Annotated in this window: 25 protein-coding genes; 5 read left to right on the forward strand and 20 right to left on the reverse strand. The window is 68.8% G+C overall.

Annotated features, from left to right (window positions below):
• Positions 1-132: 132 nt before the first annotated feature.
• The 7 genes from VYI76_RS10705 to VYI76_RS10735 form a co-directional block, all read right to left on the reverse strand.
• A complete protein-coding gene (locus VYI76_RS10705; protein ID WP_326524733.1) occupies positions 133-378 on the reverse strand; it encodes a hypothetical protein in 246 nt (81 codons plus the stop codon).
• 188 nt (positions 379-566) lie between these two features.
• Positions 567-1,346: an exodeoxyribonuclease III gene (xth, locus tag VYI76_RS10710; protein ID WP_326524734.1), complete on the reverse strand. Its 780-nt coding sequence runs from the start codon at positions 1,344-1,346 to the stop codon at positions 567-569.
• A 22-nt stretch (positions 1,347-1,368) separates the two neighbouring features.
• A complete protein-coding gene (erpA, locus tag VYI76_RS10715; protein ID WP_326524735.1) occupies positions 1,369-1,710 on the reverse strand; it encodes an iron-sulfur cluster insertion protein ErpA in 342 nt (113 codons plus the stop codon).
• Positions 1,711-1,753: 43 nt separating this feature from the next.
• On the reverse strand, positions 1,754-2,602 hold the full coding sequence (locus VYI76_RS10720) for a M23 family metallopeptidase (RefSeq protein ID WP_326524736.1): 849 nt from the start codon (positions 2,600-2,602) through the stop codon (positions 1,754-1,756).
• Positions 2,603-2,718: 116 nt separating this feature from the next.
• Positions 2,719-3,513 carry a ferritin-like domain-containing protein gene (locus tag VYI76_RS10725; RefSeq protein ID WP_326524737.1) on the reverse strand — a complete coding sequence of 265 codons (795 nt, stop codon included), beginning with the start codon at positions 3,511-3,513 and terminating at the stop codon, positions 2,719-2,721.
• Positions 3,510-3,968 (reverse strand): peroxiredoxin, encoded by a 459-nt coding sequence (locus tag VYI76_RS10730; RefSeq protein WP_326524738.1) that lies wholly within the window; start codon positions 3,966-3,968, stop codon positions 3,510-3,512. Before VYI76_RS10730 ends, VYI76_RS10725 begins: the two co-directional genes overlap by 4 nt.
• Positions 3,969-6,659 carry a bifunctional [glutamine synthetase] adenylyltransferase/[glutamine synthetase]-adenylyl-L-tyrosine phosphorylase gene (locus VYI76_RS10735; protein WP_443018945.1) on the reverse strand — a complete coding sequence of 897 codons (2,691 nt, stop codon included), beginning with the start codon at positions 6,657-6,659 and terminating at the stop codon, positions 3,969-3,971. It lies immediately after the preceding gene.
• 53 nt (positions 6,660-6,712) lie between these two features.
• Between VYI76_RS10735 and VYI76_RS10740 the strand changes: the two genes are divergently transcribed.
• Positions 6,713-6,877, forward strand: coding sequence for a hypothetical protein (locus tag VYI76_RS10740; protein ID WP_326524739.1), 165 nt, complete (start codon positions 6,713-6,715; stop codon positions 6,875-6,877).
• A gap of 10 nt (positions 6,878-6,887) precedes the next feature.
• Here VYI76_RS10740 and VYI76_RS10745 read toward each other — a convergent pair whose 3' ends face one another.
• From VYI76_RS10745 to VYI76_RS10755, 3 genes are all read right to left on the reverse strand, one after another.
• On the reverse strand, positions 6,888-7,535 hold the full coding sequence (locus tag VYI76_RS10745) for a sigma-70 family RNA polymerase sigma factor (protein WP_326524740.1): 648 nt from the start codon (positions 7,533-7,535) through the stop codon (positions 6,888-6,890).
• A gap of 77 nt (positions 7,536-7,612) precedes the next feature.
• Positions 7,613-7,762, reverse strand: coding sequence for a hypothetical protein (locus tag VYI76_RS10750; RefSeq protein WP_326524741.1), 150 nt, complete (start codon positions 7,760-7,762; stop codon positions 7,613-7,615).
• Between the two features lie 41 nt (positions 7,763-7,803).
• Positions 7,804-8,607, reverse strand: coding sequence for a response regulator (locus VYI76_RS10755; protein ID WP_326524742.1), 804 nt, complete (start codon positions 8,605-8,607; stop codon positions 7,804-7,806).
• 267 nt (positions 8,608-8,874) lie between these two features.
• Here VYI76_RS10755 and VYI76_RS10760 point away from each other — a divergent pair, with 267 nt between their 5' ends.
• From VYI76_RS10760 to VYI76_RS10770, 3 genes are all read left to right on the forward strand, one after another.
• On the forward strand, positions 8,875-9,039 hold the full coding sequence (locus VYI76_RS10760) for a NepR family anti-sigma factor (RefSeq protein ID WP_326524743.1): 165 nt from the start codon (positions 8,875-8,877) through the stop codon (positions 9,037-9,039).
• A gap of 17 nt (positions 9,040-9,056) precedes the next feature.
• Positions 9,057-10,631 carry a sensor histidine kinase gene (locus VYI76_RS10765; protein ID WP_326524744.1) on the forward strand — a complete coding sequence of 525 codons (1,575 nt, stop codon included), beginning with the start codon at positions 9,057-9,059 and terminating at the stop codon, positions 10,629-10,631.
• Between the two features lie 271 nt (positions 10,632-10,902).
• Positions 10,903-11,037, forward strand: coding sequence for an entericidin EcnA/B family protein (locus VYI76_RS10770; protein WP_326524745.1), 135 nt, complete (start codon positions 10,903-10,905; stop codon positions 11,035-11,037).
• A gap of 54 nt (positions 11,038-11,091) precedes the next feature.
• Here VYI76_RS10770 and tatC read toward each other — a convergent pair whose 3' ends face one another.
• The 8 genes from tatC to argS form a co-directional block, all read right to left on the reverse strand.
• Positions 11,092-11,865 carry a twin-arginine translocase subunit TatC gene (gene tatC / locus VYI76_RS10775; protein ID WP_326524746.1) on the reverse strand — a complete coding sequence of 258 codons (774 nt, stop codon included), beginning with the start codon at positions 11,863-11,865 and terminating at the stop codon, positions 11,092-11,094.
• The gene (tatB, locus tag VYI76_RS10780) at positions 11,862-12,269 is read right to left on the reverse strand and encodes a Sec-independent protein translocase protein TatB (protein ID WP_326524747.1); all 408 of its coding nucleotides are present in this window, start codon (positions 12,267-12,269) and stop codon (positions 11,862-11,864) included. Before tatB ends, tatC begins: the two co-directional genes overlap by 4 nt.
• Before the next feature lie 56 nt (positions 12,270-12,325).
• Complete coding sequence (locus VYI76_RS10785; RefSeq protein ID WP_326524748.1) at positions 12,326-12,559, reverse strand: twin-arginine translocase TatA/TatE family subunit; 234 nt, start codon at positions 12,557-12,559, stop codon at positions 12,326-12,328.
• A 26-nt stretch (positions 12,560-12,585) separates the two neighbouring features.
• Positions 12,586-13,161 (reverse strand): SMC-Scp complex subunit ScpB, encoded by a 576-nt coding sequence (scpB, locus tag VYI76_RS10790; RefSeq protein ID WP_326524749.1) that lies wholly within the window; start codon positions 13,159-13,161, stop codon positions 12,586-12,588.
• Positions 13,158-13,892, reverse strand: coding sequence for a segregation and condensation protein A (locus tag VYI76_RS10795; protein ID WP_326524750.1), 735 nt, complete (start codon positions 13,890-13,892; stop codon positions 13,158-13,160). Before VYI76_RS10795 ends, scpB begins: the two co-directional genes overlap by 4 nt.
• Before the next feature lie 164 nt (positions 13,893-14,056).
• Positions 14,057-15,061, reverse strand: coding sequence for a beta-N-acetylhexosaminidase (nagZ, locus tag VYI76_RS10800; RefSeq protein ID WP_326524751.1), 1,005 nt, complete (start codon positions 15,059-15,061; stop codon positions 14,057-14,059).
• A gap of 32 nt (positions 15,062-15,093) precedes the next feature.
• On the reverse strand, positions 15,094-15,825 hold the full coding sequence (locus VYI76_RS10805) for an SPOR domain-containing protein (RefSeq protein WP_326524752.1): 732 nt from the start codon (positions 15,823-15,825) through the stop codon (positions 15,094-15,096).
• Positions 15,822-17,555, reverse strand: coding sequence for an arginine--tRNA ligase (gene argS / locus VYI76_RS10810; RefSeq protein ID WP_326524753.1), 1,734 nt, complete (start codon positions 17,553-17,555; stop codon positions 15,822-15,824). The genes VYI76_RS10805 and argS overlap by 4 nt, the downstream gene beginning before the upstream one ends.
• Before the next feature lie 181 nt (positions 17,556-17,736).
• Here argS and VYI76_RS10815 point away from each other — a divergent pair, with 181 nt between their 5' ends.
• Positions 17,737-18,057 carry a hypothetical protein gene (locus VYI76_RS10815; protein WP_326524754.1) on the forward strand — a complete coding sequence of 107 codons (321 nt, stop codon included), beginning with the start codon at positions 17,737-17,739 and terminating at the stop codon, positions 18,055-18,057.
• 54 nt (positions 18,058-18,111) lie between these two features.
• Here VYI76_RS10815 and VYI76_RS10820 read toward each other — a convergent pair whose 3' ends face one another.
• Positions 18,112-19,260, reverse strand: coding sequence for a DUF1501 domain-containing protein (locus tag VYI76_RS10820; protein ID WP_326524755.1), 1,149 nt, complete (start codon positions 19,258-19,260; stop codon positions 18,112-18,114).
• Positions 19,261-19,264: 4 nt separating this feature from the next.
• Complete coding sequence (locus VYI76_RS10825; RefSeq protein WP_326524756.1) at positions 19,265-20,752, reverse strand: DUF1800 domain-containing protein; 1,488 nt, start codon at positions 20,750-20,752, stop codon at positions 19,265-19,267.
• Positions 20,753-20,758 lie beyond the last annotated feature (6 nt).

Consider the following 20,758-nt stretch of genomic DNA (forward strand, 5'->3'; position numbering starts at 1 on the left):
ATCACAGGCTCCGGCGGCCAAGGTTCCGTTCTTCGCCGGAACACGGTGTTTCAACTCCAATGGTCGAGGCTTTGGCTGGCAGCGGGCAACCGGCGAAGCGGCGCATCCGCCGCCCCGCCATTGTGGTCGCGATCAGCCGTTGGGCGCCGCCGGGTCGAAACCCTGTGCCTGCCACGCCTTGCGGGTGCGGCACACCTTCTGCGGCATGCGCGAACCGGAAATGGTCGTGCGCACGCAATAGACCTTCTCCTTCACCTCGGCGTCGGACTTGCCAGCTTCGGCGGTCGCCTGCTGGACGGCGACAGTCGGCGACGCGGATGCGGTGCCGGCCACGGTCAGCGCCGCAGCGGCAACGGCGGTCATCACAAGCGTCTTCATGATCTCTTCCTCCCGAACGAAACGGGCGAACATTGCCCGTCACGTGTAGCAGTGCACTAAGCGTGCCACACACTCGGAACGTTAGATATCAATGCTTTAGTGTTAGCGCCCGTGGTACCATCCGCCAAGGTGCGGCGGATCACACCAAAGCTTCGCACTCGCGGTTTAACGCCGACTTACAACGCGATTCACGAGGCGGACCGAAGCCGTACCCAGGTCGGCGCGTGATCGCTGGCCTTTTCGCGCCCGCGATATTCGCGATCGACCCCGGCGTCCGCGAAACGATCGGCCGCCTGCGGGCTGAGCAGCAGATGGTCGATGCGGAACCCGGCGTCGCGCTGCCAGGCGCCGGCCTGATAGTCCCAGAAAGTCCACACCCCCCCGGCCGGAAACCGGGTGCGCAACGCATCGGTCCATCCCTGGGCCAGCAGCGCGCGATACCCCGCCCGGCTTTCCGGCTGCATCAGCGCATCGTCGGCCATCGCGCGGACAGAGAATGTGTCGTCGTCGTTGGGGATGACGTTGTAATCTCCGGCCAGCACCACCGGCATTTCCTCCGCCAGCAGTCCGCGGGCGCGATCGGCCAGCCGACCGATCCAGCGCAGCTTGTAATCGAACTTGGGGCCCGGCTGCGGATTGCCGTTGGGCAGGTAGATCGACGCGATCACCACGCCCGCCACCTCAGCTTCGATATAGCGGCTGTGCTCGTCTTCGGGCTCGCCGGCCAGGCCCTTCTGCCGCTCGACCGGCTGGGCGTCGCGGGCCAGGATGGCGACCCCGTTCCAGCCCTTTTGCCCATGCCAGACGGCGCCATATCCGGCGGCCTCGATGTCGGTGACCGGGAAGCCCTCGTCGGCCGATTTGAGTTCCTGCAGGCACACCACATCGGGCTTCGCCTCGTTCAGATACTCAATCAGTCGCGGCAGGCGCGCCTTGATGCCGTTCACGTTGTAGCTGACGATCTTCACGCCAAAATCCTCCCCTGGCGCGTCAGATCGAGAAGCTGGAGCCGCAGCCGCAGCCCGATTCCGCGTTGGGGTTGGTCACGCGGAACGCCGCGCCGCCCAGGCTTTCGACATAATCGACGCTCGCCCCGCGGACGAGATCGAGGCTGACAGGATCGACGACCAGCCGGACGCCGTCGGTCTCCGCCACCACATCGTCGGCGGTGGGGGCGTCGGCGAGCGCGAAACTGTACTGGAAGCCCGAACAGCCCCCGCCATCCACCGCAAGGCGCAGGATGGCGGGCTTGTGCTGGCGCTCCGCGATCGTCGCGACGCGCGCGGCGGCGGACGGGGTCAGGGCGATATCCGGCTGGGCGATGGTTGCCATACCGGTCAGATAGGGCCGATGCCGGACGGCGGCAACCGCCGGATCAGCGATCGGCCGGGCCGCCCACCGCGACCTGCTGTGCCTTCAGCGCGCGATCCTGGATCGACAGCATCGTGTCGGCAACCTGCATGTACGGCGTCGGATTGACCGCGCGGCCATCGACGCGGACCTCATAGTGCAGGTGGCTGCCGGTCGAACGGCCGGTCGACCCCATCAGGCCGATCAACTGCCCGCGCCGCACGCGGGTGTTCGGCTGGACGAGGATTTTCGAAAGATGGCCGTAGCGCGTCTCGATGCCCTTGCCGTGATTCAGCTCGACCAGATTGCCATAGCCGCCAGCGCGCTCGGCGCGGCCGACGATGCCGTCGGCGGTGGCATAGATCGGCGTGCCGACCGGCCCCGGAATGTCGATGCCCGCGTGCATCGCGGCGACGCCGCGGAACGGATCGGTGCGCACGCCGAACGTGCTGGTCAGCGTCATGTTGTTGACCGGCTGCATCGACGGAATGGAAATCACCGTCTGCTCTGCCGTGTCGAGCTGCTTCCAGGTCTGGAACAGCGCTCGGAACTGGGCGTCGCTGGCCGCGTCGGTGGTGCCGGCCTCGCCGGCGGCGGGGGCCGCTTCGAACGGGCCGCCCATGCCGCCGCTCACGGTCGACAGATAGCGGTCCGCCGACACGCGCTGGTGGGCGGCGATCTTCATCGCCGCGGCGTCGGCGTTCGTCCACGACACCTCGCCGCGCATCTGCTCGACGGAAGCGCCCGAGCCGACGATGCCGGTCGCGGCCTGCGGCACGCCGTAGACGGAAAATAGCAGGGCAAAGGCGCCCGCACCGGCCGTCACCGCCTGCGCGACGGAACCCGAAAATTTGGCAAGAACGGAAGTGATCATCGATCCCCGCAACCGGCAAAACCCGCCCCAACCCCGCGTGGAACGAGCAAAATTCAAAAACACGACCCGATGAGGAGCCCCCTCCGCTTCAGGACGACCGATTGATGCGGGGGTGGTCAGGGAAGGGCAATAGGAGCGTAGAAATCCCGCGTCAGACCGGCAGCCTCGCGCGCCGAGTCGTTGAACGGGGGCTTGAGCGCCCCGTGAAAATGCCGCGAAACCAGGGTCTGCCACGTCGCCACGGGCGGGATTCGAGCCTGATCGCAGCGCCATCGGAACCATCTGGCTCCCACCGCGACATGGCGCACCTCGTCGCTCAATATCCGGCGCAGGATGCGCGCGCCGGGCTCGTCGCCGACCACCTCGAACCGTGCGAGCGTGGCCGGTGTCACGTCCAGTCCGCGCGCTTCGAGTACCATCGGCACCACGGCCAGTCGCGCCAGGGGATCGCCGGCCGTCTCGCTCGCGGCTTCCCACAGCCCGTCGTGCGCGGGCATCGCGCCATACCGGCTGCCAAGCGCGCGCAACCGCCTGTCGAGCAATGCGAAATGCATCGCCTCGTCCGCGCCGACCGCCAGCCAGTCGTCGGTGAAGCCGCGCGGAAATCCAGCGCCGAACCGCCCGGCCATGTCGAACGCCAGGTCGATCGCGACGAACTCGATGTGCGCCAGCGCGTGGATCAGTGCAATTCGCCCGCGCTCCGACCCGCCCTTGCGCCGCTTCGGCATATATTTCGGCGGCAGCAGCTCCGGCTCGACGGGTCGTGCCGGACAGTCCGGCATCGCAACATCGAAGGCGAAGTCCAGCCGGCCTAGTCGCCAGTCGCGCGCAGCCTTGCGGGCACGCCGCACTTTCTCCACCGGATCGCCCTCGACCAGCACCGCGCGGATCGCGGCGGCGACGCTCGTCACAGCGCCTTCGCGGCCGCCAGCACCTGTTCGGCATGGCCCGCCACGCGGACCTTGCGCCACGCCTTCGCCAATCCGCCATCGGCCCCGAACAGGAAGGTCGATCGATCGATGCCCATGTACTTGCGCCCGTACAGGCTCTTTTCCTGCCACGCGCCGAACGCCTGGAGCACCGTCCCGTTCTCGTCGTCAGAGGCGAGCGGGATCTTCAGGTCGTGCTTGGCGGCGAATTTCGCGTGCTTCGCCGGTGGATCCTTCGACACACCGAGCAGCGCAACCCCGGCCACGGCGAAAGCATCGGCCAGCGCCGAGAAATCCTGCGCCTCGCGCGTGCAGCCGGGCGTATCGTCCTTGGGATAGAAATAGAGGACGAACGGCCGCCCGCGATAATGGGCCAGTCGCACCGGGCCGTCCGCGCCCTCCAGCGTCAGGTCGGGGATCGCATCGCCTTCGGTCATTCACGCAGCTCCGATCGTCGCGGCCCAGGCCACGCGCACCTGTTGGCGCGTCGTGTCCAGGCACGCAAGCACCGCATCCCAGTCGGGCAGGTCGAGCGCGCGGGCGATCAGCGCGCGGGTCGCCTCCCCCGGCGGCTCGGCGTCGGGCGCGACCAGCCGCGTCGCGACCAGCAGGCGGGTGAGGAAATCATGCGCGCCCCGCATCGCGCCCGGCAGCAGAGCCGCCTCGGCCAGCCGATCGATCGCCACGTCGAGATAGGGGCTGAAACCCGTTCGGTGGACCAGTTGCACGACATGCACCGCGAACTCCAGGTCGACCAGCCCGCCTTCGAGCAGCTTGGCATCGAGCGGGCCGCGCGGCGGCTTGTGCCCGGCCATGTCGGCGCGCATCGCGGTGGCGTCGGCGACGATATCGCGTTCGGGCCGGTCGCCCGCCAGCACGCCGTCGATGATCGACTGCACCTCGGCCCGCGCCGCCACGGAGCCGAAGATCGGCCGCGCCCGCGTCAGCGCCATATGCTCCCACGTCCACGCGCTCTCGCGCTGGTAGCGCGAGAATCCGTCGATTGAGACGACCAGCGGCCCCGAAGCACCGGACGGCCGCAGCCGCGTGTCGATCTCGTACAGCGGGCCCGACGCGGTCGGTACCGACAGCGCGGCGGACACGCGCGAGGCGAGCCGGTTGTAGTAGAGCACCGCGCCGAGCGGCTTCTCGCCATCCGATTCGCCCGCGAAATCGCCGGTGAAGAGATAGATCAGGTCGAGATCGGACGCATGGGTCAGCGCCGCGCCGCCCATCCGACCCAGCGCCAGGATGACGAGTTCGCTGCCCGGCACCCGGCCGTGTCGCACGACGAATTCGTTCACCGTCGCGCTCGCCAGCACCTGCACCGCGGCCTCCGCCACCCGCGCATAGCCGGCGGATACCGCCAGCGGATCGCTGCGCCCGGCGACGATCTGCGCACCCAGCGCAAAGCGTTTTTCGGCCACGACGTCGCGCACGCGATCAAGCAGGCGCTGGTAATCGGTGCCGACATCGCCATCGTGCATCTCGGCCGCGATCGTCGCGACATCGCCCGGCAGGTCGAAGGCGGAGGCGTCGATCAGCCCGTCGAGCAGGTTCGCACGGCGCCCCAATGCCGAGGCCAGCGTCGGGGCGTGCGCGAGGATCGTGGTCAGCAGCGCCAGCAGCGCCGGCCGCGCAGCGATCAGCCGCAGCACGTTGATCGCCGACGGCAGCTTCGCCAGCATCGCATCGAGCCGCATCAGCGCGTCCTGCGGGTCGGGCGCCTCGCCCAGCGCGGCGATCAGCGCCGGCAGCACCGCTTCCAGCGCATCCTGCGCCGCTGCGCTGCGCAGCGCGGGATAGCTCCCCTGTCGCCACGCCGCGATCCGCTGGGCCGCGGCCTGGCTGTCGGCGAAACCGCGTGCGACAAGCTCGTCGGTCAGCGGCTCGGCGCTCACCGCCAGTCGCGACGCCGGTTCGCCGTCCAGTGCGTCATAGACCCGGCCGACCCGTTCGACATGCGGGCGCAGCAGGTCGAGCACGTCGGCTCCGTCCGCCATGCCATGCAGCCGCGCGACCCGGTCAAGCGCCTCGCCCTGCGCCGGCAGCATGTGCGTCTGGCGGTCGTCGATCATCTGCGTGCGATGCTCGATCGTCCGCAAAAGCGTGTACGCATCCGCCAGCGCGGCCGCGTCGCCTTCGTCGATCCGCCCTGCCGCCGCCAGCGCCGCCAACGCATCGCGCGTCGCCGGCGCGCGCAAGGCCGGCTCGCGCCCGCCGTGGATCAACTGGTGGATCTGCGCGAAGAACTCGACCTCGCGAATGCCGCCACGCCCGCGCTTCAGGTCGAAACCTGGCCCGAACGCCTGCCCCTGTGCGTGATGGTCGCGAATTCGGCGCGAAATCCCCCGAATCTCGCCGATCGTCCCGAAATCGAGGCTGCGGCGCCACACGAACGGCCGGATCGCGGCAAGGAAGCCCTCGCCCAGCGCCATGTCCCCCGCGGCGCTGCGCGCCCGGATGAAGGCGGCGCGTTCCCACGGCAACGCCTGCGATTCATAATAGGTGATCGCCGCCTCGACCGGCAGGACGATCGGCGTCACCTCGGGCGACGGACGCAACCTGAGGTCCACTCGCAAGACATAGCCGTCGCCGTCGCGCGCCTGCAGCAACTCGACCACCCGCCGCCCGATCCGCACCGCCGCTTCCTCAGGGTCATCGCGCTCGCGGCGCGGCAACGTGGCGGGGTCGAACAGCAGGATCGGATCGATGTCGGACGAATAGTTGAGCTCGCCGCTGCCCTGCTTGCCCAGCGCGATCGCGACCAGCCCGTTCGCCTCGCCCGCGCCGCCGCGCTCGGCGATGGCCGCGCGGATCGCCGCGTCGAGCGCCCAGTCGGCGAAATCGGTCAGCAGGCGCGTCGTCCGCGTCAGGTCGAACGTCCCGCTCAGGTCCCCGATCGCGACGATCAGCGCCAGCCGCCGCCGCGCCAGCCGCAGCGCCCGCGCGACGGGCATGTCGGACGGCAGCACCGCCGCCGCCATCGGATCGGCCAGCCAGCGCGGCATGTCGGCCACCACGTCAGGTTCGCGCGCGATCAGATTGGCGAGAAAGGCCGATTCGCGTTCCGCGCGCTCGATCGCCCCCGCGATGCTGTTCTCGGCGTCCATCGCCGCTGACCGCATCACGCCGGGCGCGATGTCAAGCAACAATCCCCCGGCTTGGGAGTTACAGCCGCATGACACGTACCTCGCAAAATCAGGTCGCGCCCCAATATGTCGTCGCCGCGCGGATGGGTGACGCGGTGGGGAACGCGTTGCGCGATGCCTATCGCGGATCGGGCGGGATGCCGGACGAATTCGTCCAGTTGCTCGACAAGCTCGACGCCCGCGTCCGCAGATAGCGGCGCGGCGTCAGCGCAACCGGTCGCGGCTAAGGTCCTCGACCTCGCCCATGATCGTGTCGAGCGCGCTCTTCTCGCCCGCATCATGCTCGCGCCGCGACGGCAGGCGCCCTTCGCTCAGGATCGATTCGAGCGCGACGCGCCCGCGGGCGACGCGGCTCTTGATCGTACCGACCGCGACGCCGCAGATTTCCGCCGCTTCCTCATAAGCAAAGCCGCCCGCGCCGACCAGAATCAACGCCTCGCGCTGCGGCTGCGGCAGGTGGAGCAGCGCACGCTGCATGTCGGTCAACTCGACGTGACGATCCTGGCTGGCTGGCGCCGCCAGGATGCGATCGGCGACCAGATCGTCCCACTCGCCCTTGAAACGCGCGCGGCGCATCTGGCTGAGGTACAGGTTGCGCAGGATGATGAACGTCCATGCGCGCATGTTCGTGCCCGCCTGGAACCTCTGGCGCGCAGCCCACGCCTTCAGCAGCGTCTCCTGCACCAGATCGTCGGCAAGGTCGCGATTGCCCGACAGCGAGCGGCCGAACGCGCGCAGGTGAGGGATCACCTGGCCGAGCTGTATCTTGAACTCTGGATCGCTGAGCGCGACGTGCGGCACGACCTCCGGGGTCTCGGCGTCATCGTCGTCGTCAGGCACGCTGTTGGTCATCGCAATCCGATCGGGAGGCGTCGGGATGATAGCGCAGGCGCCCTCAAAAGCGAGCAACTGCGCTGTTCCCACTAGAGTCAGGTGAGGAGATAGATCAGCGCGAAGACGATCACGACGAGCGTGAGCGACATCGCGAGGATGTATCGCGTCATCCCCGGGGTCGCGCCGGCGCGCGCATCCTCCGTGTCGATATGCTGATGGCCTTCGGAATCGATATGGTTCGACATATCGCCTCAACCCCCCAGAACCGTTTTGGGTCCGTAATTTCTTACGCCGCCGGCACGGTCGATTCGTCGAAGAACAACGCCTGGCTGATCGCCGCCTTCACCGTCGATCGCTGGAACGGCTTGGTGATGAGGAAGGTCGGCTCGGGCCGCTCACCGGTCAGCAGCCGTTCGGGAAAGGCGGTGATGAAGATAACCGGCACGTTGAATTCGGCCAGAATGTCCTTCACCGCGTCGATCCCGGAACTGTCGTCGGCCAGCTGGATGTCGGCCAGCACCAGGCCGGGGCGATCCTCCATCGCCAGCGCGACCGCCTCGTCGCGGGTTACCGCCACGCCGGTCACTTCATGGCCCTGGTCACGAACGATCGATTCGATGTCCATCGCGATGATGGGCTCGTCCTCGATGATGAGCACGCGCGCGCGGGTCTGCTGGTCGATCTCGGCCAGCGCGTCGGCGACCAGTTCGTCCACCGTCTCGGGTGTCGAATCGATCAGATAGGCGGCATCTTCCGTCGAAAAGCCTTCCATCGCGGTCAGCAGAAGCGCCTGCCGCGACAGCGGCGCGACACGGGCCAGCCGGGCGCGGGCGATCGCCTCCTGGTCGCTCCCCTCGCCATCCTCGGGCAGAGGACGGTTGTCGGCATGGGTCGAGCTCCAGATCGCCTGAAAGGTTCGGTACAGGCCAAGCCGCGGATCGACGTCGCGGGGGAATTCGTCAGGCGCCGCGACGATAGCCTCCAGCGTCGCACGGACATACTGGTCGCCATGCGACTGGCTGCCGGTTAGCGCGCGTCCATAGCGCCGCAGGAAGGGAAGGTGCGGCGAAAGCTGCTGTCCAAGCGACATGTCCGGTCGATACTCCTGTTGCGTCGCCGCCCGGTGTGGTGCGCGCGACCCGTATTTGCAATCGCCCGGAGGTGTGCGGAATGCCCCCTCCCCGATAATTGCTTGCGCTGTGGAACAAACGACGGGCTCTTTGGTTTCATCGCCGTTCCGAAGCCGTGTCATAGGTGCATCCCGATGCCTGTGGACGGCTTCGCGCAGCCGTGCTTACGGGCTGCGTGTCTATTGAAGTCGAAACGTCCCGGCGCGCCGGGCGCCAGGGGGAGCGCGGTGGTTTCCAAGAAGGTTGAAGACAAGGTGCCTCGCCCGGCCAGAACCAGCAAGATCGGCGCCCAGGACCGTAACGTCGGCGACGCGCTGCGGGCGGTCTATCAGGATGCGGTATCCGAATCCGTCCCGGACGAGATGCTTGATCTCCTGAAGAAGCTCGGCTGACGACGGCCGGCCCCGCGGTGGTCGCGCCAGCAGAGACGCGATCGCGGCGACCGATCGCCGCTGCCTTCGCCCGACTGCCTACCGGCGCGAAGCTGTTCGCGATCCTGAGCGCCGCATTGCTGCCCTTTGCGCTCATCATCACCTTCGCCGCCTATCAGACCACGCGCGCCTCCGATGTCGAGAATCGCACGCGCCTGCGCGTCGCCGCGGCGGAAAGCGCCCGAACGCTCACCATCGAACTCGTCGGCGACATGAACGCGCTGCGCTCGACGCTGGAGGCGGTGGAGAGCGATCCCGATGATCGCCTGGCCTGCGCGCGCGTGCGCGGAGTCTTCGCACCCGACATAACCGCCGGCGGCGCATTCGGCGTCTATGACGCGGCGGGCAACCTGCGGTGTGGCACGGCGCTCGGCGCGGCCGTTTCGCCGGGCGAGTCGGGGATAGTGATCGATGTCGATCCCGCCGGCGGGCTGACACTGGCGATCGCGGGCTCGACCGGCTCGGCACGGGCCGCTGCCTTCTTCCCGACGGCCTTCCTTGCCGAGGTCGGGCGACCCAGCGGCTTCATCCCGCAATTCTCCGCGCGACTGCGTGGCGACGACGCTGCGCTCTACCTCAGGCGCCTCGACGGATCGCCGCTCGCCCGCCGCGATTCGATCGTCGAGCCGATCGGGATCGAGGGGCTCGCACTCGAGATGGAGATGCCCGCCGCGCCGATCACCTCGCCGGCGCTGATCGCGATGCTGCTGCCGCTCCTGATGTGGCTGGTCGCGGCAGCGGTGGGCTGGTTCGTCGTCGATCGCCTGCTGATCCGTCCGCTTCGCCGGCTCAGCCGCAGCGTCCAGCTTTACCAGCCCGGAACGCCGTTCGAGGCGATCTCGATCGGCCGTGTGCCGGCGCAGGAAATTCGCGAGCTCGATCAGGCGTTCCTCGCGCTCGGTCGCACCGTCGTGGCACACGAAAGCGACCTGGCCGACGGGCTGGTGCGCCAGACCAGGCTCACCCGCGAGGTGCATCACCGCGTCAAGAACAATCTGCAGGTTATCGCCAGCCTCATCAATTTCCATGCGCGCAGTGCCGCGGACAACCCGGACGTGACCGCCGCCTACGCCTCGATTCAGCGCCGGGTCGATGCGCTCGCGGTCGTCCACCGCCACCATTTCGCGGAGATGGAGGTCAATCGCGGGCTCAACCTGCGCTCGGTTCTCGGCGAACTCGTCGCCAGCATCCGCGCCGGCGCGGTCGAGCCGCGAACCCGCGTCGGCGTGACGCTGGAGATCGAGCCCTTCTATGCCTCGCAGGACACGGCGGTGGCGGTGTCCTTCCTGCTGACCGAGCTGATGGAACTGGCGATGGCGACGGGCCCGACCGTGCCGGCCCGCATCTCGCTGACATCCGCCGCGACGCCCGAACGCGCCGTGCTGCGCCTCAGTTCGCCCGCGCTGGTGGAAGGGAACGATATCCGCGGTCTGCTCGCGACCCGCTATGGCCGGGTGATAGAGGGGCTGTCGCGCCAGTTGCGCTCGAAGCTGTTCCACGATCCGCTGGTGGGCGCGTTCGAGATTGAGATCGCGGTGACGGGTCGCGACTGACCGGTTCCGCTACCCACGAAAAATTCGGTGTGCTGCGGAACCCGGCGCCCCATGCGTCGTTATGCAGTGCGGATAGTGAAATTTTGCCCCCCCGCTCTCGCTATCCAAGACATGGGCCCGGAAGCGCTACCCCCTCCCCCCCGGTGGCGCGTCCGGGCCTAATTTCATTCCGGCCCGGCATGATAGCTCCCACACCTCCGACAGCTCGCGCAGCGGAACGAAAATGCCCGTCGCGCGCTTGTTCGCGCGCAACCATGTTGGGAGTGAGATCATGCGCAAGTTCGTTGCTGCCCTGACGCTGGCCGGTGCCCTGGCGCTCGGCGCGTGCAACACGGTCGAGGGTGTCGGCCGCGACGTCGCGTCGGCGGGCAATACCGTCGCCAAGACCGCCGACGGCGCGAAGTAACCCCGCAGCACCTTAGGACGGGCGGCGCGTCGATTGGGCGCGTCGCCCGTTGGCTTATGTCGCGTCGGCCGCGGCCTCGCTCGCGGCGATCTTGGCCCGCTTCCGTTCGGTGAACCAGATACCGATCAGCGCGATCTCGTAGAGCAGGCACAAGGGGATCGCGAGCAGCAGCTGCGATCCGACATCGGGCGGGGTCAGCACGGCGGCGATCGCGAACGCCCCGACGATCGCATAGCGTCGTGCGCCGACCAGTTGCTTCCGGGTGACGATCCCTGCCCGCTCCAGCAGCATCAGCAACACCGGAAGCAGGAACGACAGGCCGAACGCGAACAGGAACTGCATCACGAACGACAGGTAATTGCCGACCGACGGCAATGCCTCCTGCTGGATGCCCCCCAGATCTCCCTGGAAACTGAGCAGGAACTTCAGCGCCACCGGAATGGCGACGAAATACGCCAGGCTGGCGCCCGCCGCGAACAGCACCGGCGTCGCCAGCAGGAAGGGCAGCAACGCCTTCTTCTCCTGCCGGTACAGCCCCGGCGCGACGAACTGCCACAGCTGATTGGCGATCACGGGAAACGACAGCATCATCGCCGCGAAAAACGCGACCTTGATCTGGACCAGGAACGCCTCGAACAACTGGGTGAAAATCACCTTTTCCTGCCCCGCCACCACCAGCGGGTGGATCAGGAAGGAGAAGATCGGCTTGGCGAAATAGAAGCAGGCGAAGAAGCCGACCAGAAGCGACGCCACGCACCACAACAGGCGGCGGCGCAGCTCGATCAGATGGTCGAGCAGCGGGGCCTGGGTGTCGTCGATGTCCCTCACGATGCCGCCTTGTCGACCGGGGGCGACGGCGCGAGGTCCACGTCCGGCCTGACGACCGGCGGCTCGACCATCACAAGTGGCTGGTCCTCCGGCATTCCCGCTTCCGCCGCCGCGTCCGCCACTTCATCCGGCGCCGGCAGCGCGGCTTGCGGCGTCGTGGGCGGCGTCATCGGATGCTCGCGCATGATGCGTTCGTTCTCTTCGGCCCATTTCTTTTCCATCTCGGCCAGTTCGGCCTCGCGAACCATCGCGTCGAAGCCCGAACGGAACTGGCGCGCCACGCCACGCGCGCGACCGACCCAGTGCCCGACGAAGCGCATCGCCTTCGGCAGGTCCTTGGGGCCGATCACCAGCAACGCGACGATCGCGACCAGCAAAAGCTCGGTAGGGGCGATATCGAACATTCAGTCGTCCGCCCGCGCCGGCGAGAACGCCCGCGCAGCGAGGGAGAGGGGCAGGATCAGCGCTCCTCGCGGGTGCGCTCGGCTTCGGCCTTGAACGCCGGCTCGGCGGCCTTCTGCGCCTCGATTCGCGTGGCCTCCTTGGGGGCCTCGTCCTCCTCGGCCATGCCCTTCTTGAAATTCTTGATGCCCTTGGCCACGTCGCCCATCATGTTCGAGAAACGGCTGCCCCCGAACAACAGGATCACGATCACGGCGACGACCAGCCAGTGAACCAGACTCATACCACCCATGACCAACTCCTTGTGTCGGGTGCTATCTAGTCGTCCTCTGTTACATTTTCCACGGCATTCTCGAACGCCAGGTCGATCGGATCGAGCAGCCCCGCCGCCTTCAGATCGTCGATGCCGGGCAGGTCGCGACGGCTGGCCAGGCCGAAATGGCTGAGGAACCCCGTCGTCGTCGCATAGGTCAGCGGGCGACCGGGCACCTCGCGCCGGCCCGCCGGGCGAATCCAGCCCGCCTCCATCAGCACGTCGAGCGTGCCCTTGGAAATCTGCACGCCGCGGATCGCCTCGATCTCGGCCCGGCTGACGGGCTCGTGATAGGCGATGATCGCCAGCGTCTCGATCCCCGCGCGCGAAAGCTTGCGGCTTTCCTCGCGGTCGCGGCGCAACAGGTGCGCAAGATCCGCCGCGGTCTGGAAATGCCAGCGCCCGCCGCGCTCGACCAGTTCGATGCCGCGCCCTGCGTAGCGCTCGACCAGATCCGCCAGCGCCGCGTCCACCTCCGCTTCCGTACCCACGTGCAACCGGATGTCGCCCGGCGTCATCGGCACGTCGCTGGCGAACAGCACCGCCTCCACCGCGCGCGCGAGCGATTCGCCCGGCGTCACGGCGCGGCCTTCAGATAGAGCGGCGCGAACGCCGACGCCTGCCGCAGGTCGAGCCTGCCCTGCCGCGCCAGTTCAAGTGCCGCCACGAAGCTGGAGGCGAGCGCGGACTTGCGATAGCCTCCGGTCGCGCCGACCGGCACGAAACTCTCGATCGCGCTCCAGTCCACCCGCACACCGATCAGGTCGGATACCCGCGCGATCGCTTCCTCCAGCGTCATGACGTCGCGGGCCGCGACGACGTGCATCACCGGCCGCGACCGTGCGCTGATCCGGCCATAGGCGGCGATCAGATCATAGATTTCCACTTCCCAACGGGCATGGCGCACCGTCCGCAAGCCCTCGGGCACGCCCCGCGGGAAGACGTCGCGGCCCAGCCGGTCGCGCGCCACCAGCCGGGCGCCAGCCTCGCGCATCGCGTTCAGCCGTTCGAGCCGCAGTTGCAGCCGCAGCGCCAGCTCTTCCGGGCTCGGCACTTCCTCGGGGTTGCGCGGCAGCAGCAGCGCCGATTTCAGGTAGGCGAGCCACGCCGCCATCACCAGATAATCGGCCGCGATCTCCAGCTTGAGCGAGCGCGCCTGTTCGAGAAATGCCAGGTATTGCTCGACCAGCGCCAGGATCGATATCGCCTTCAGATCGACCTTCTGGTTGCGTGCCAGCGCCAGCAGCAGGTCGAGCGGCCCCTCCCACCCGTCGAGGTCGAGCGTCAGCGTATCGGGATCGGCAGCCGTCATCGCGGGCGAGTTAAGCAAGCGATCGAATGTTTGTCACGCGGCCAGCCAACAGCGCGTTCGCCCCGACGCCATCCGTCCGCTCGCCCTGAACCAGTCGAAGGCCTGCACGTCTTCGCGCCGCCTTTCCAGCACGATGCCTCGACACGCTCAGCACGAACGACAGGCTAGGCCAGCGCCAGCAGCGCGTCCCGCTTGCCGATCGCCTCCGCGAAGTCCACCCCGCCGGGCTTCGCGACGCCCGCCATCGCCCGATCGAGCCGCGCGCGGGCCGCATCCGACGTCTCGCCGATCCGCCCGGCGATCTCGACCATCTCGTCCATTCGCGCCCAGCAATCGAGCACCACGTCGCATCCGGCGGCCAGTGCCGCCGCCGCCTTTTCGCCCGGCGTGCCCGACAGCGCCTTCATGTCGATGTCGTCGGTCATCAACAGCCCGTCGAAACCGATCCGGCTTCGGATCACATCGGCGATGACGGTGGGCGACAGGGTGGCGGGCCGTTCGGCGTCCCACGCCTTGAAGATGACATGGCAGGTCATGCCCATCGGCGCACCGGCCAGCGTGCGGAACGGTGCGATATCCTCCTCCAACTCCGTATCCGACGCGCTCACGACCGGAAGTTCATAGTGGCTGTCGACCACCGCGCGACCGTGGCCCGGCATGTGCTTGACGACGCCGACGACCCCCGCCGAGGCCAGCCCGTCGAGCATCGCGCGGCCGAGTGCCGCCACCTGCATCGCGTCGCCGCCGAAAGCGCGTTCGGCCACCGCCGGCACCGTTTCAGCGAAACGCCGGTCGAGCAGCGGCGCGCAATCGACCGTGATGCCAACCTCGGCCAGCATCGCCCCCAGCGCCGCGCCATTGGCCTTTGCCGCCGCGATCGCGGAGGACGGCGCCTTGTCGTACAGCGCATCGAACGCCGGTCCGGCCGGAAACGCCGGCCATTCGGGCGGCGCCATCCGCGCGACCCGGCCGCCTTCCTGATCGATCAGGACCGGCAGGTCGTCCCGCCCCGACAGCGCTCGCAAGTCCGCTGTCAGCGCAGTCAGTTGTGCGCGATCCCGCACATTGCGTCCGAACAGGATATAGCCGAGTGGATCCGCCTCGCGAAAAAAGGCGCGCTCGTCGGCGGTAAGCGACAGGCCGGACAGGCCGAAGATGACGGGTTTCATTCCCGTCCCTTAGCGCAGGCCGAACCCACTTGTCAGTTGGGGACGAAGCACGCCTCGCCCGCGACCTTCAGCTTGCCGCAGATCGCCGTCGCGTTGCCGTTGCTGCCGGCATTCACGCGCAGACGATAGACGGTGCGGCCGCCGACTTCGGCCTTCTCAATCGACTTGCCGAGCGCACCGACATAGGCGAACCGCTTCGCCACCGTGGCCCAGGCCGCGTTCGCCGCGCCTTCGCTGGGGAAGGAACCGAGTTGGACCAACGATCCGCTGCCTCCAGCCGCCAGCTTGGGCAGCGGGACCGCCGGCGCCTGCGCGGTGAGGCGCCCCCCCTTTTCAGGCACTGCGGCGACCACCTTCGGCGCGCCCGGCCCGGCCTTGGGCGCGGGAGCCGCGGCCTTGCCCGCGACGGGGGCCTCGGGCAGCGCGCGGGTATCGATCGATCCGCTGGCGGTTGCGCCTTCGGACGTCCGGAACACGGTATCGCCCTGGCCGTCGACCTTCATGCCGCCGGGCTGGTCGGGCTTGACCTTATAGTCGCCCTCGGGCGCGGCGATCGTCTCGCCGGTGCCGGTCGCCAGCCGCCGGTCGGCGAAATGCTGGTACGCCCACACCGCCGCGGCGAGCAGCGCCAGGCCGATCAGCACCAGCGCGATCACGCGGCCCGGAGACGGGCCGTCGCGGAAATCGTCATCGGCCGATTCCAGCCATGGCAGCCGGTCCTCCTCGGCGATGTCGGGCGCCCCGGTACCCACGCTCTGGTTCACGATCCCATCTCCTCGACCGCCTCGACGCCCATGATGGCAAGGCCGTTGCGGATAACCTGCCCGATCGCATCGGCCAAGAAAAGCCGTGCGGCGGTAAGCGCCGGATCGTCGGCAACCAGGAAACGCCGGGTCGGATCGTCGTTGCCCATGTTCCACAGAGCGTGAAACTCAGCCGCCAAGTCATAGAGATAAAACGCGATACGATGCGGCTCCCGCGCCGCCGCCGCGCCTTCGGCCACGCGCGGGAACTGCGCCGCGCGCTTGACCAGCGCCAGTTCCGCCGTCCCGAGGCGGGACAGGTCGGCCTGCGCCGGCAGCACGATCCCGGCCTCGCCCGCGCGGCGGTGCAGCGAATGGACCCGCGCGTGGGCATAGTTGACGTAGAACACCGGATTGTCCTTCGACGCCTCGACCACCTTGGCGAAATCGAAGTCCATCTGCGCATCGGCCTTGCGCGTCAGCATGGTGAAGCGCACCACGTCCTTGCCGACTTCGCGCACGACATCCGCCAGCGTCACGAAATTGCCCGCGCGCTTCGACATCTTCACCGGCTCGCCGCCGCGCAGCAGGCGCACCATCTGCACCAGCTTGACGTCGAAGCGTGTCTTCCCTTCGGTCAGCGCGGCCACTGCGGTCTGGATGCGCTTGACGGTGCCGGCATGGTCGGCGCCCCAGATGTCGATCAGCTGGTCGGCGCTCTCCGCCTTCTGGAAATGATAGGCCAGGTCGGCACCGAAATAGGTCCATTGTCCGTTCGACTTCTTGATCGGCCGATCCTGATCGTCGCCGAACTTCGTGGAGCGGAACAGCGGCAGCTCGACCGGCTCCCAATCCTCCGGCGTCTCGCCCTTCGGTGCTTCGAGCACGCCGTCATAGACCAGGTCGCGCGCGCGCAGCCACACCTCGGCCGCCTCGGGCTTGCCGGCCGCCTGCAATTCGGCCTCCGACGAGAAGACCGAATGATGGATGCCGAGCAGCGCCAGATCGGCCTTGATGAGCGCCATCATCGCCGCCACCGCGCGCGTGCGGAACAGCGTCAGCCATTCGCCCTCCGGCGCGGCAGCATAACGATCGCCAAACTCGGCGGCCAGCGCCTGTCCCACCGGAACCAGATAGTCGCCCGGATACAGGCCTTCGGGAATGTCGCCGATCGTCTCGCCCAGCGCCTCGCGATACCGCAGGTGCGCCGAGCGCGCGAGCACGTCGACCTGCCCGCCGGCGTCGTTGACATAATATTCGCGGGTTACCCGGTGCCCGACAAACTCCAGCAGGCTCGCCAGCGCATCGCCCACCACCGCGCCACGGCAATGGCCCATATGCATCGGGCCCGTCGGGTTGGCCGACACATATTCGACGTTCACGGTGACGCCCGCGCCACTGGTCGAGCGGCCATAGCCGTCACCCGCCGCAGCGATCGCGGCCAGCTCATCGCGCCACGTCGCGTCGTCCAGCATCATGTTGATGAAACCCGGCCCGGCCACCGACACACCGGCGACGCCCGCGACCTTGCCCAGTTCGCCCGCCAGCGCCTCCGCCAGCGCGCGCGGATTGGTCCCCGCCGGCTTGGCCAGCACCATCGCGGCGTTGGTCGCGAGATCGCCGTGCGATGCGTCACGCGGCGGCTCGACCGTCACCGCGCGTCGCTCCAGCCCCGCCGGCAACTGGCCCGAGGCGACGAGCGCGTCGAGAGCGTAATCGATATGGGCGGCAAAGCGCGGATAGAGTGTCATAGCGGCCGAGCGCTTACGAGCCGCGCGCGCGGACGGCAAGCATCGCCCTTTCCCGCGATTGCGCCGGCTGCAATCGCGATCGCGAAGCACGCGGTTGCGGCGATGCCGCACTGCAATATCTTCACGGACGTTGGCGGAGGGGATGGCTGACGGGTCGAAGTCTCAATCCAGGAGAACGACCATGTTCAAGCTGTTCAGCATCTTCGCCACGCCCGCGCTCCTCCTCGCTGCCACCGCCGGCGTCGCATCCGAACCCGCCAAGAGCTTCACGCACGAGGGCGTGACCTATCGCTATGAGAAAACGCTGGCCGAAGATGGCACCACCGTGCTTGCCGGCCAGGCACTGCCCAGCGGATCGAAGTTTCGCTTGGTCGTTCGTGACGGACAGGTCAGCGGCCATGTCGCCAACCGCCCGGTGCGCTTTTCGCTCGCCTCGACCCGGGGTGCGGCGGTCGGCGCCGTCCATGATCGCGCCGCGCCGCGCATCGTGGCCGCCGACTGAGCTGGGAAGCGCCCGACCCGCTCGCGCCAGACCAGGCGTGGGCGGGCAGCGGCCTTAGGCCCGCGTCAGCCCCTCCACCGCGCGCACCGGCCCGGCCTTGGGAAACAGCGCCGCCACCGCACGCGCCGGATCGATCCCGAAATGCGCCGCCGCGGCCCCGGCGATGAAACCGTCCAGGCTGGTCGTCGGCTTCAGGTCGCGGCCTTCGTAGAGGTTGGCCGGCGCCAGGCCGGGCCAGTCGGCCAGGATGCGCCCGCCCTTCACCCCGCCGCCGAACAGCATCGCCGCCGATGCCGTGCCGTGATCGGTGCCGCCGGTGCCGTTGACCGCCACCGTCCGCCCGAATTCGGTGGCGACCAGCACCATCGTGTCCTTCCACAGCGGCCCCAGCCCCGCCTTGATCGCGGCGATCATCGCGTCGAGCCCGCGCAACTGCCCGGCAAGCCGCCCCTGCTGGCCCGAATGGGTATCCCAGCCGCCGGTTTCGATCATCGCGATCCGCGCGCCATTGGCCGGCGCCAGCAGCCGCGCGGCGAGCGCGCCGGTGGCGGCGGCGTTGCGGCCGTTGTCGGCGGCCAGATCACCGGTCAGCGCGCGCGTCGCGGTCGCCTGTTCCCACAGCGCGTGGAGCTGCGCGTCGCCCTGGTAGAGCTGCGTCACCCGCGCCAGCAGATCGTCCGACGCATCGGGCAGAGCGGACGGGGCGTAGGACGCCACCTCCACGGTCCCGCGCAGCGCCATCGGCACCGTCGCGGCGACCGCGATCGCACGCCGGCCGTCCTGCGGCAGCACGGTCAGCAGGCGGTTGAGCCAGCCGTCCTTGACCTCATAGGCCTGGGCGCCGCCGCTCTCGAGCACATTCTGCCCGTCGAAATGCGATCGATCGCGATACGGCGACGCCACGGCATGGGCGAACAGCGCCTCGCCCCCGGCGTACATCTTCGCCGATTCCGCGAGCATCGGATGCAGCGCGAACATGCCGTCCAGCTTCGTCCCCTGCACCTCGCCCAGCGCGCCGCGCGCGGCGGCATAGGCGGGATCGGCATAGGGCATCAGGGTCATCAGCCCGTCGGCCGCGCCGCGCTGGATGATGAAGACGAAGCGCCTGTCCGTCGGCGCGGCGGCGAACGCCAGGCGCGGCGCGAAGGCGGCGGCCATCATCGCGCAGCCGGCGGTGGAGAGAAAAGTGCGGCGCGTGGTCATGACGTTACCTCCGCATGAAATCGGGTGAGACGAGCAGCAGCGCCAGCCCCTGTCCGGGGCTTTCCGCGCGCGCGACGGCCTGGGTGGTCGCCGCGCTGGCGCCGCCGGGGAACAGTTCGGCCGCACGAGCACGCGGATCGACCGCCTGGCCGCTGCGGCTGGAGAACCGCTCGGCCGCCTCGACCCGCCGCATCACCGCGTCCGGGCCGGCCCAGCTGGCCGCGAGGTCGTCCCAGCCGGCGGGCGATCCCGGCCGCCACGTCGGCTGGCCAAGCTGCTGGAGGAGGCCCACCGTCTGCGGCGTGCCGAACTGGTTGAGGCCCAGCGCGCGCAAGGTCGAGACCGACCAGTCCCACGGCGTCTTGAACTTGGCCGGCCGCGGCGACCACGCTTCCGGCGCCGCGATCAGCGCGCGGTATACGGTCGGCAGGTCGCCGCCCGATCGCAGGAACGCCGCCTCCACCCGCGCCACGGCGGCGGGCGGCGGATCGTCGGCGACGAAATGGCGCACCAGCTTGGTCGCGATGTGCCGCGCGGTGGCCGGATGCGTGGCGAGCATGTCGAGCACAGCAGCGGCCTGCGCCTGCCCGTCCTGCGGATAGCTCGTGCCCATGATCGTACGCGTGCCGGGTTCGTGCAGTCGCGCGGCGAACTGGAACGCCCCCGGCTCGCCCGGCGCCTGCCGCCCCGCCCCGCGCCCCAGCCCCGCGACCGTCCATCCAGTCATCGCGCGGGCGAATTCCGTTACATCGGCCTGGTCGTAGCCGGCCCGTACGCCCAGGGTGTGCAATTCCATGATCTCGCGCGCGAGATTCTCGTTCAGGCCCAATCTTCGCTGCGCCGCCTGCGGCCGCCGGGCGGCGTTCTGCGCGAACATCGAATTGGGGCCGACAGACTGCGCCTGATCGAGATAGAGCAGCATCGCCGGATGCCGCTCGACCGCGAACAGCATGTCGCGGAACCTGCCCAGCACATGCGGACGGATCGCCTCGAACTCGAACGGACCCGCGAACCCCACGACGCGCATGCCATCGGCCGAGATCGCGAAATGGTTCGCCCAGAAATGCACCAGCCGCTCGACGAACGGCGCGGGCGTCGTCAGCGCGGCGTTCATCCTCAGCCCGATCGAATCGGTATAGAGTTGCCGCCCCACGCGTCGCATCGCCATCGCCGCGCGTTCGGCATCGCTGACCGGCTCCGCCTCCTGCGCCGCCACCTGTCGCGGACCAGCCGGACGGCGGTTGGCGGGCGACGCAGCACCCTCCATCGCCGGCATCTCCCGCCGCTCGGCGCGCAGCCCCTGCCGGGCCTGCTGATACTCGACCAGTTGCCGCCCGGCATCGAGTGCGGTCGGTGCCGACGCCAGCTGCGGCGAACGCGGCCGGTAACGATCGAACTGGTCGACCAGCCAGCGGCGCGGATCGCCCGGCACCGGCTCGCCCGGTCGCGCGCCGAGCCCGAAGCGATTGAGCGCGATTGCTGCGTCGGCCATGATACG

It is taken from the genome of Sphingomonas sp. (genome assembly GCF_035910975.1).
Taxonomy (GTDB): Bacteria; Pseudomonadota; Alphaproteobacteria; order Sphingomonadales; family Sphingomonadaceae; genus Sphingomonas.

Coding starts and splice junctions, on each gene's coding strand:
- VYI76_RS10720 (WP_326524736.1), bottom strand. CDS start 2,602: ATGATCACTTCCGTTCTTGCCAAATTTTCGGGTTCCGTCGCGCAGGCG.
- VYI76_RS10735 (WP_443018945.1), bottom strand. CDS start 6,659: ATGCGGTCAGCGGCGATGGACGCCGAGAACAGCATCGCGGGGGCGATC.
- tatB (WP_326524747.1), bottom strand. CDS start 12,269: ATGTTCGATATCGCCCCTACCGAGCTTTTGCTGGTCGCGATCGTCGCG.
- VYI76_RS10820 (WP_326524755.1), bottom strand. CDS start 19,260: ATGACCACGCGCCGCACTTTTCTCTCCACCGCCGGCTGCGCGATGATG.
- VYI76_RS10815 (WP_326524754.1), top strand. CDS start 17,737: ATGTTCAAGCTGTTCAGCATCTTCGCCACGCCCGCGCTCCTCCTCGCT.
- VYI76_RS10705 (WP_326524733.1), bottom strand. CDS start 378: ATGAAGACGCTTGTGATGACCGCCGTTGCCGCTGCGGCGCTGACCGTG.
- VYI76_RS10785 (WP_326524748.1), bottom strand. CDS start 12,559: ATGGGTGGTATGAGTCTGGTTCACTGGCTGGTCGTCGCCGTGATCGTG.
- VYI76_RS10750 (WP_326524741.1), bottom strand. CDS start 7,762: ATGTCGAACCATATCGATTCCGAAGGCCATCAGCATATCGACACGGAG.
- VYI76_RS10730 (WP_326524738.1), bottom strand. CDS start 3,968: ATGACCGAAGGCGATGCGATCCCCGACCTGACGCTGGAGGGCGCGGAC.
- VYI76_RS10745 (WP_326524740.1), bottom strand. CDS start 7,535: ATGACCAACAGCGTGCCTGACGACGACGATGACGCCGAGACCCCGGAG.
- VYI76_RS10755 (WP_326524742.1), bottom strand. CDS start 8,607: ATGTCGCTTGGACAGCAGCTTTCGCCGCACCTTCCCTTCCTGCGGCGC.
- nagZ (WP_326524751.1), bottom strand. CDS start 15,061: ATGAAACCCGTCATCTTCGGCCTGTCCGGCCTGTCGCTTACCGCCGAC.
- VYI76_RS10740 (WP_326524739.1), top strand. CDS start 6,713: ATGACACGTACCTCGCAAAATCAGGTCGCGCCCCAATATGTCGTCGCC.
- argS (WP_326524753.1), bottom strand. CDS start 17,555: ATGACACTCTATCCGCGCTTTGCCGCCCATATCGATTACGCTCTCGAC.
- VYI76_RS10825 (WP_326524756.1), bottom strand. CDS start 20,752: ATGGCCGACGCAGCAATCGCGCTCAATCGCTTCGGGCTCGGCGCGCGA.
- erpA (WP_326524735.1), bottom strand. CDS start 1,710: ATGGCAACCATCGCCCAGCCGGATATCGCCCTGACCCCGTCCGCCGCC.
- VYI76_RS10770 (WP_326524745.1), top strand. CDS start 10,903: ATGCGCAAGTTCGTTGCTGCCCTGACGCTGGCCGGTGCCCTGGCGCTC.
- VYI76_RS10795 (WP_326524750.1), bottom strand. CDS start 13,892: ATGACGGCTGCCGATCCCGATACGCTGACGCTCGACCTCGACGGGTGG.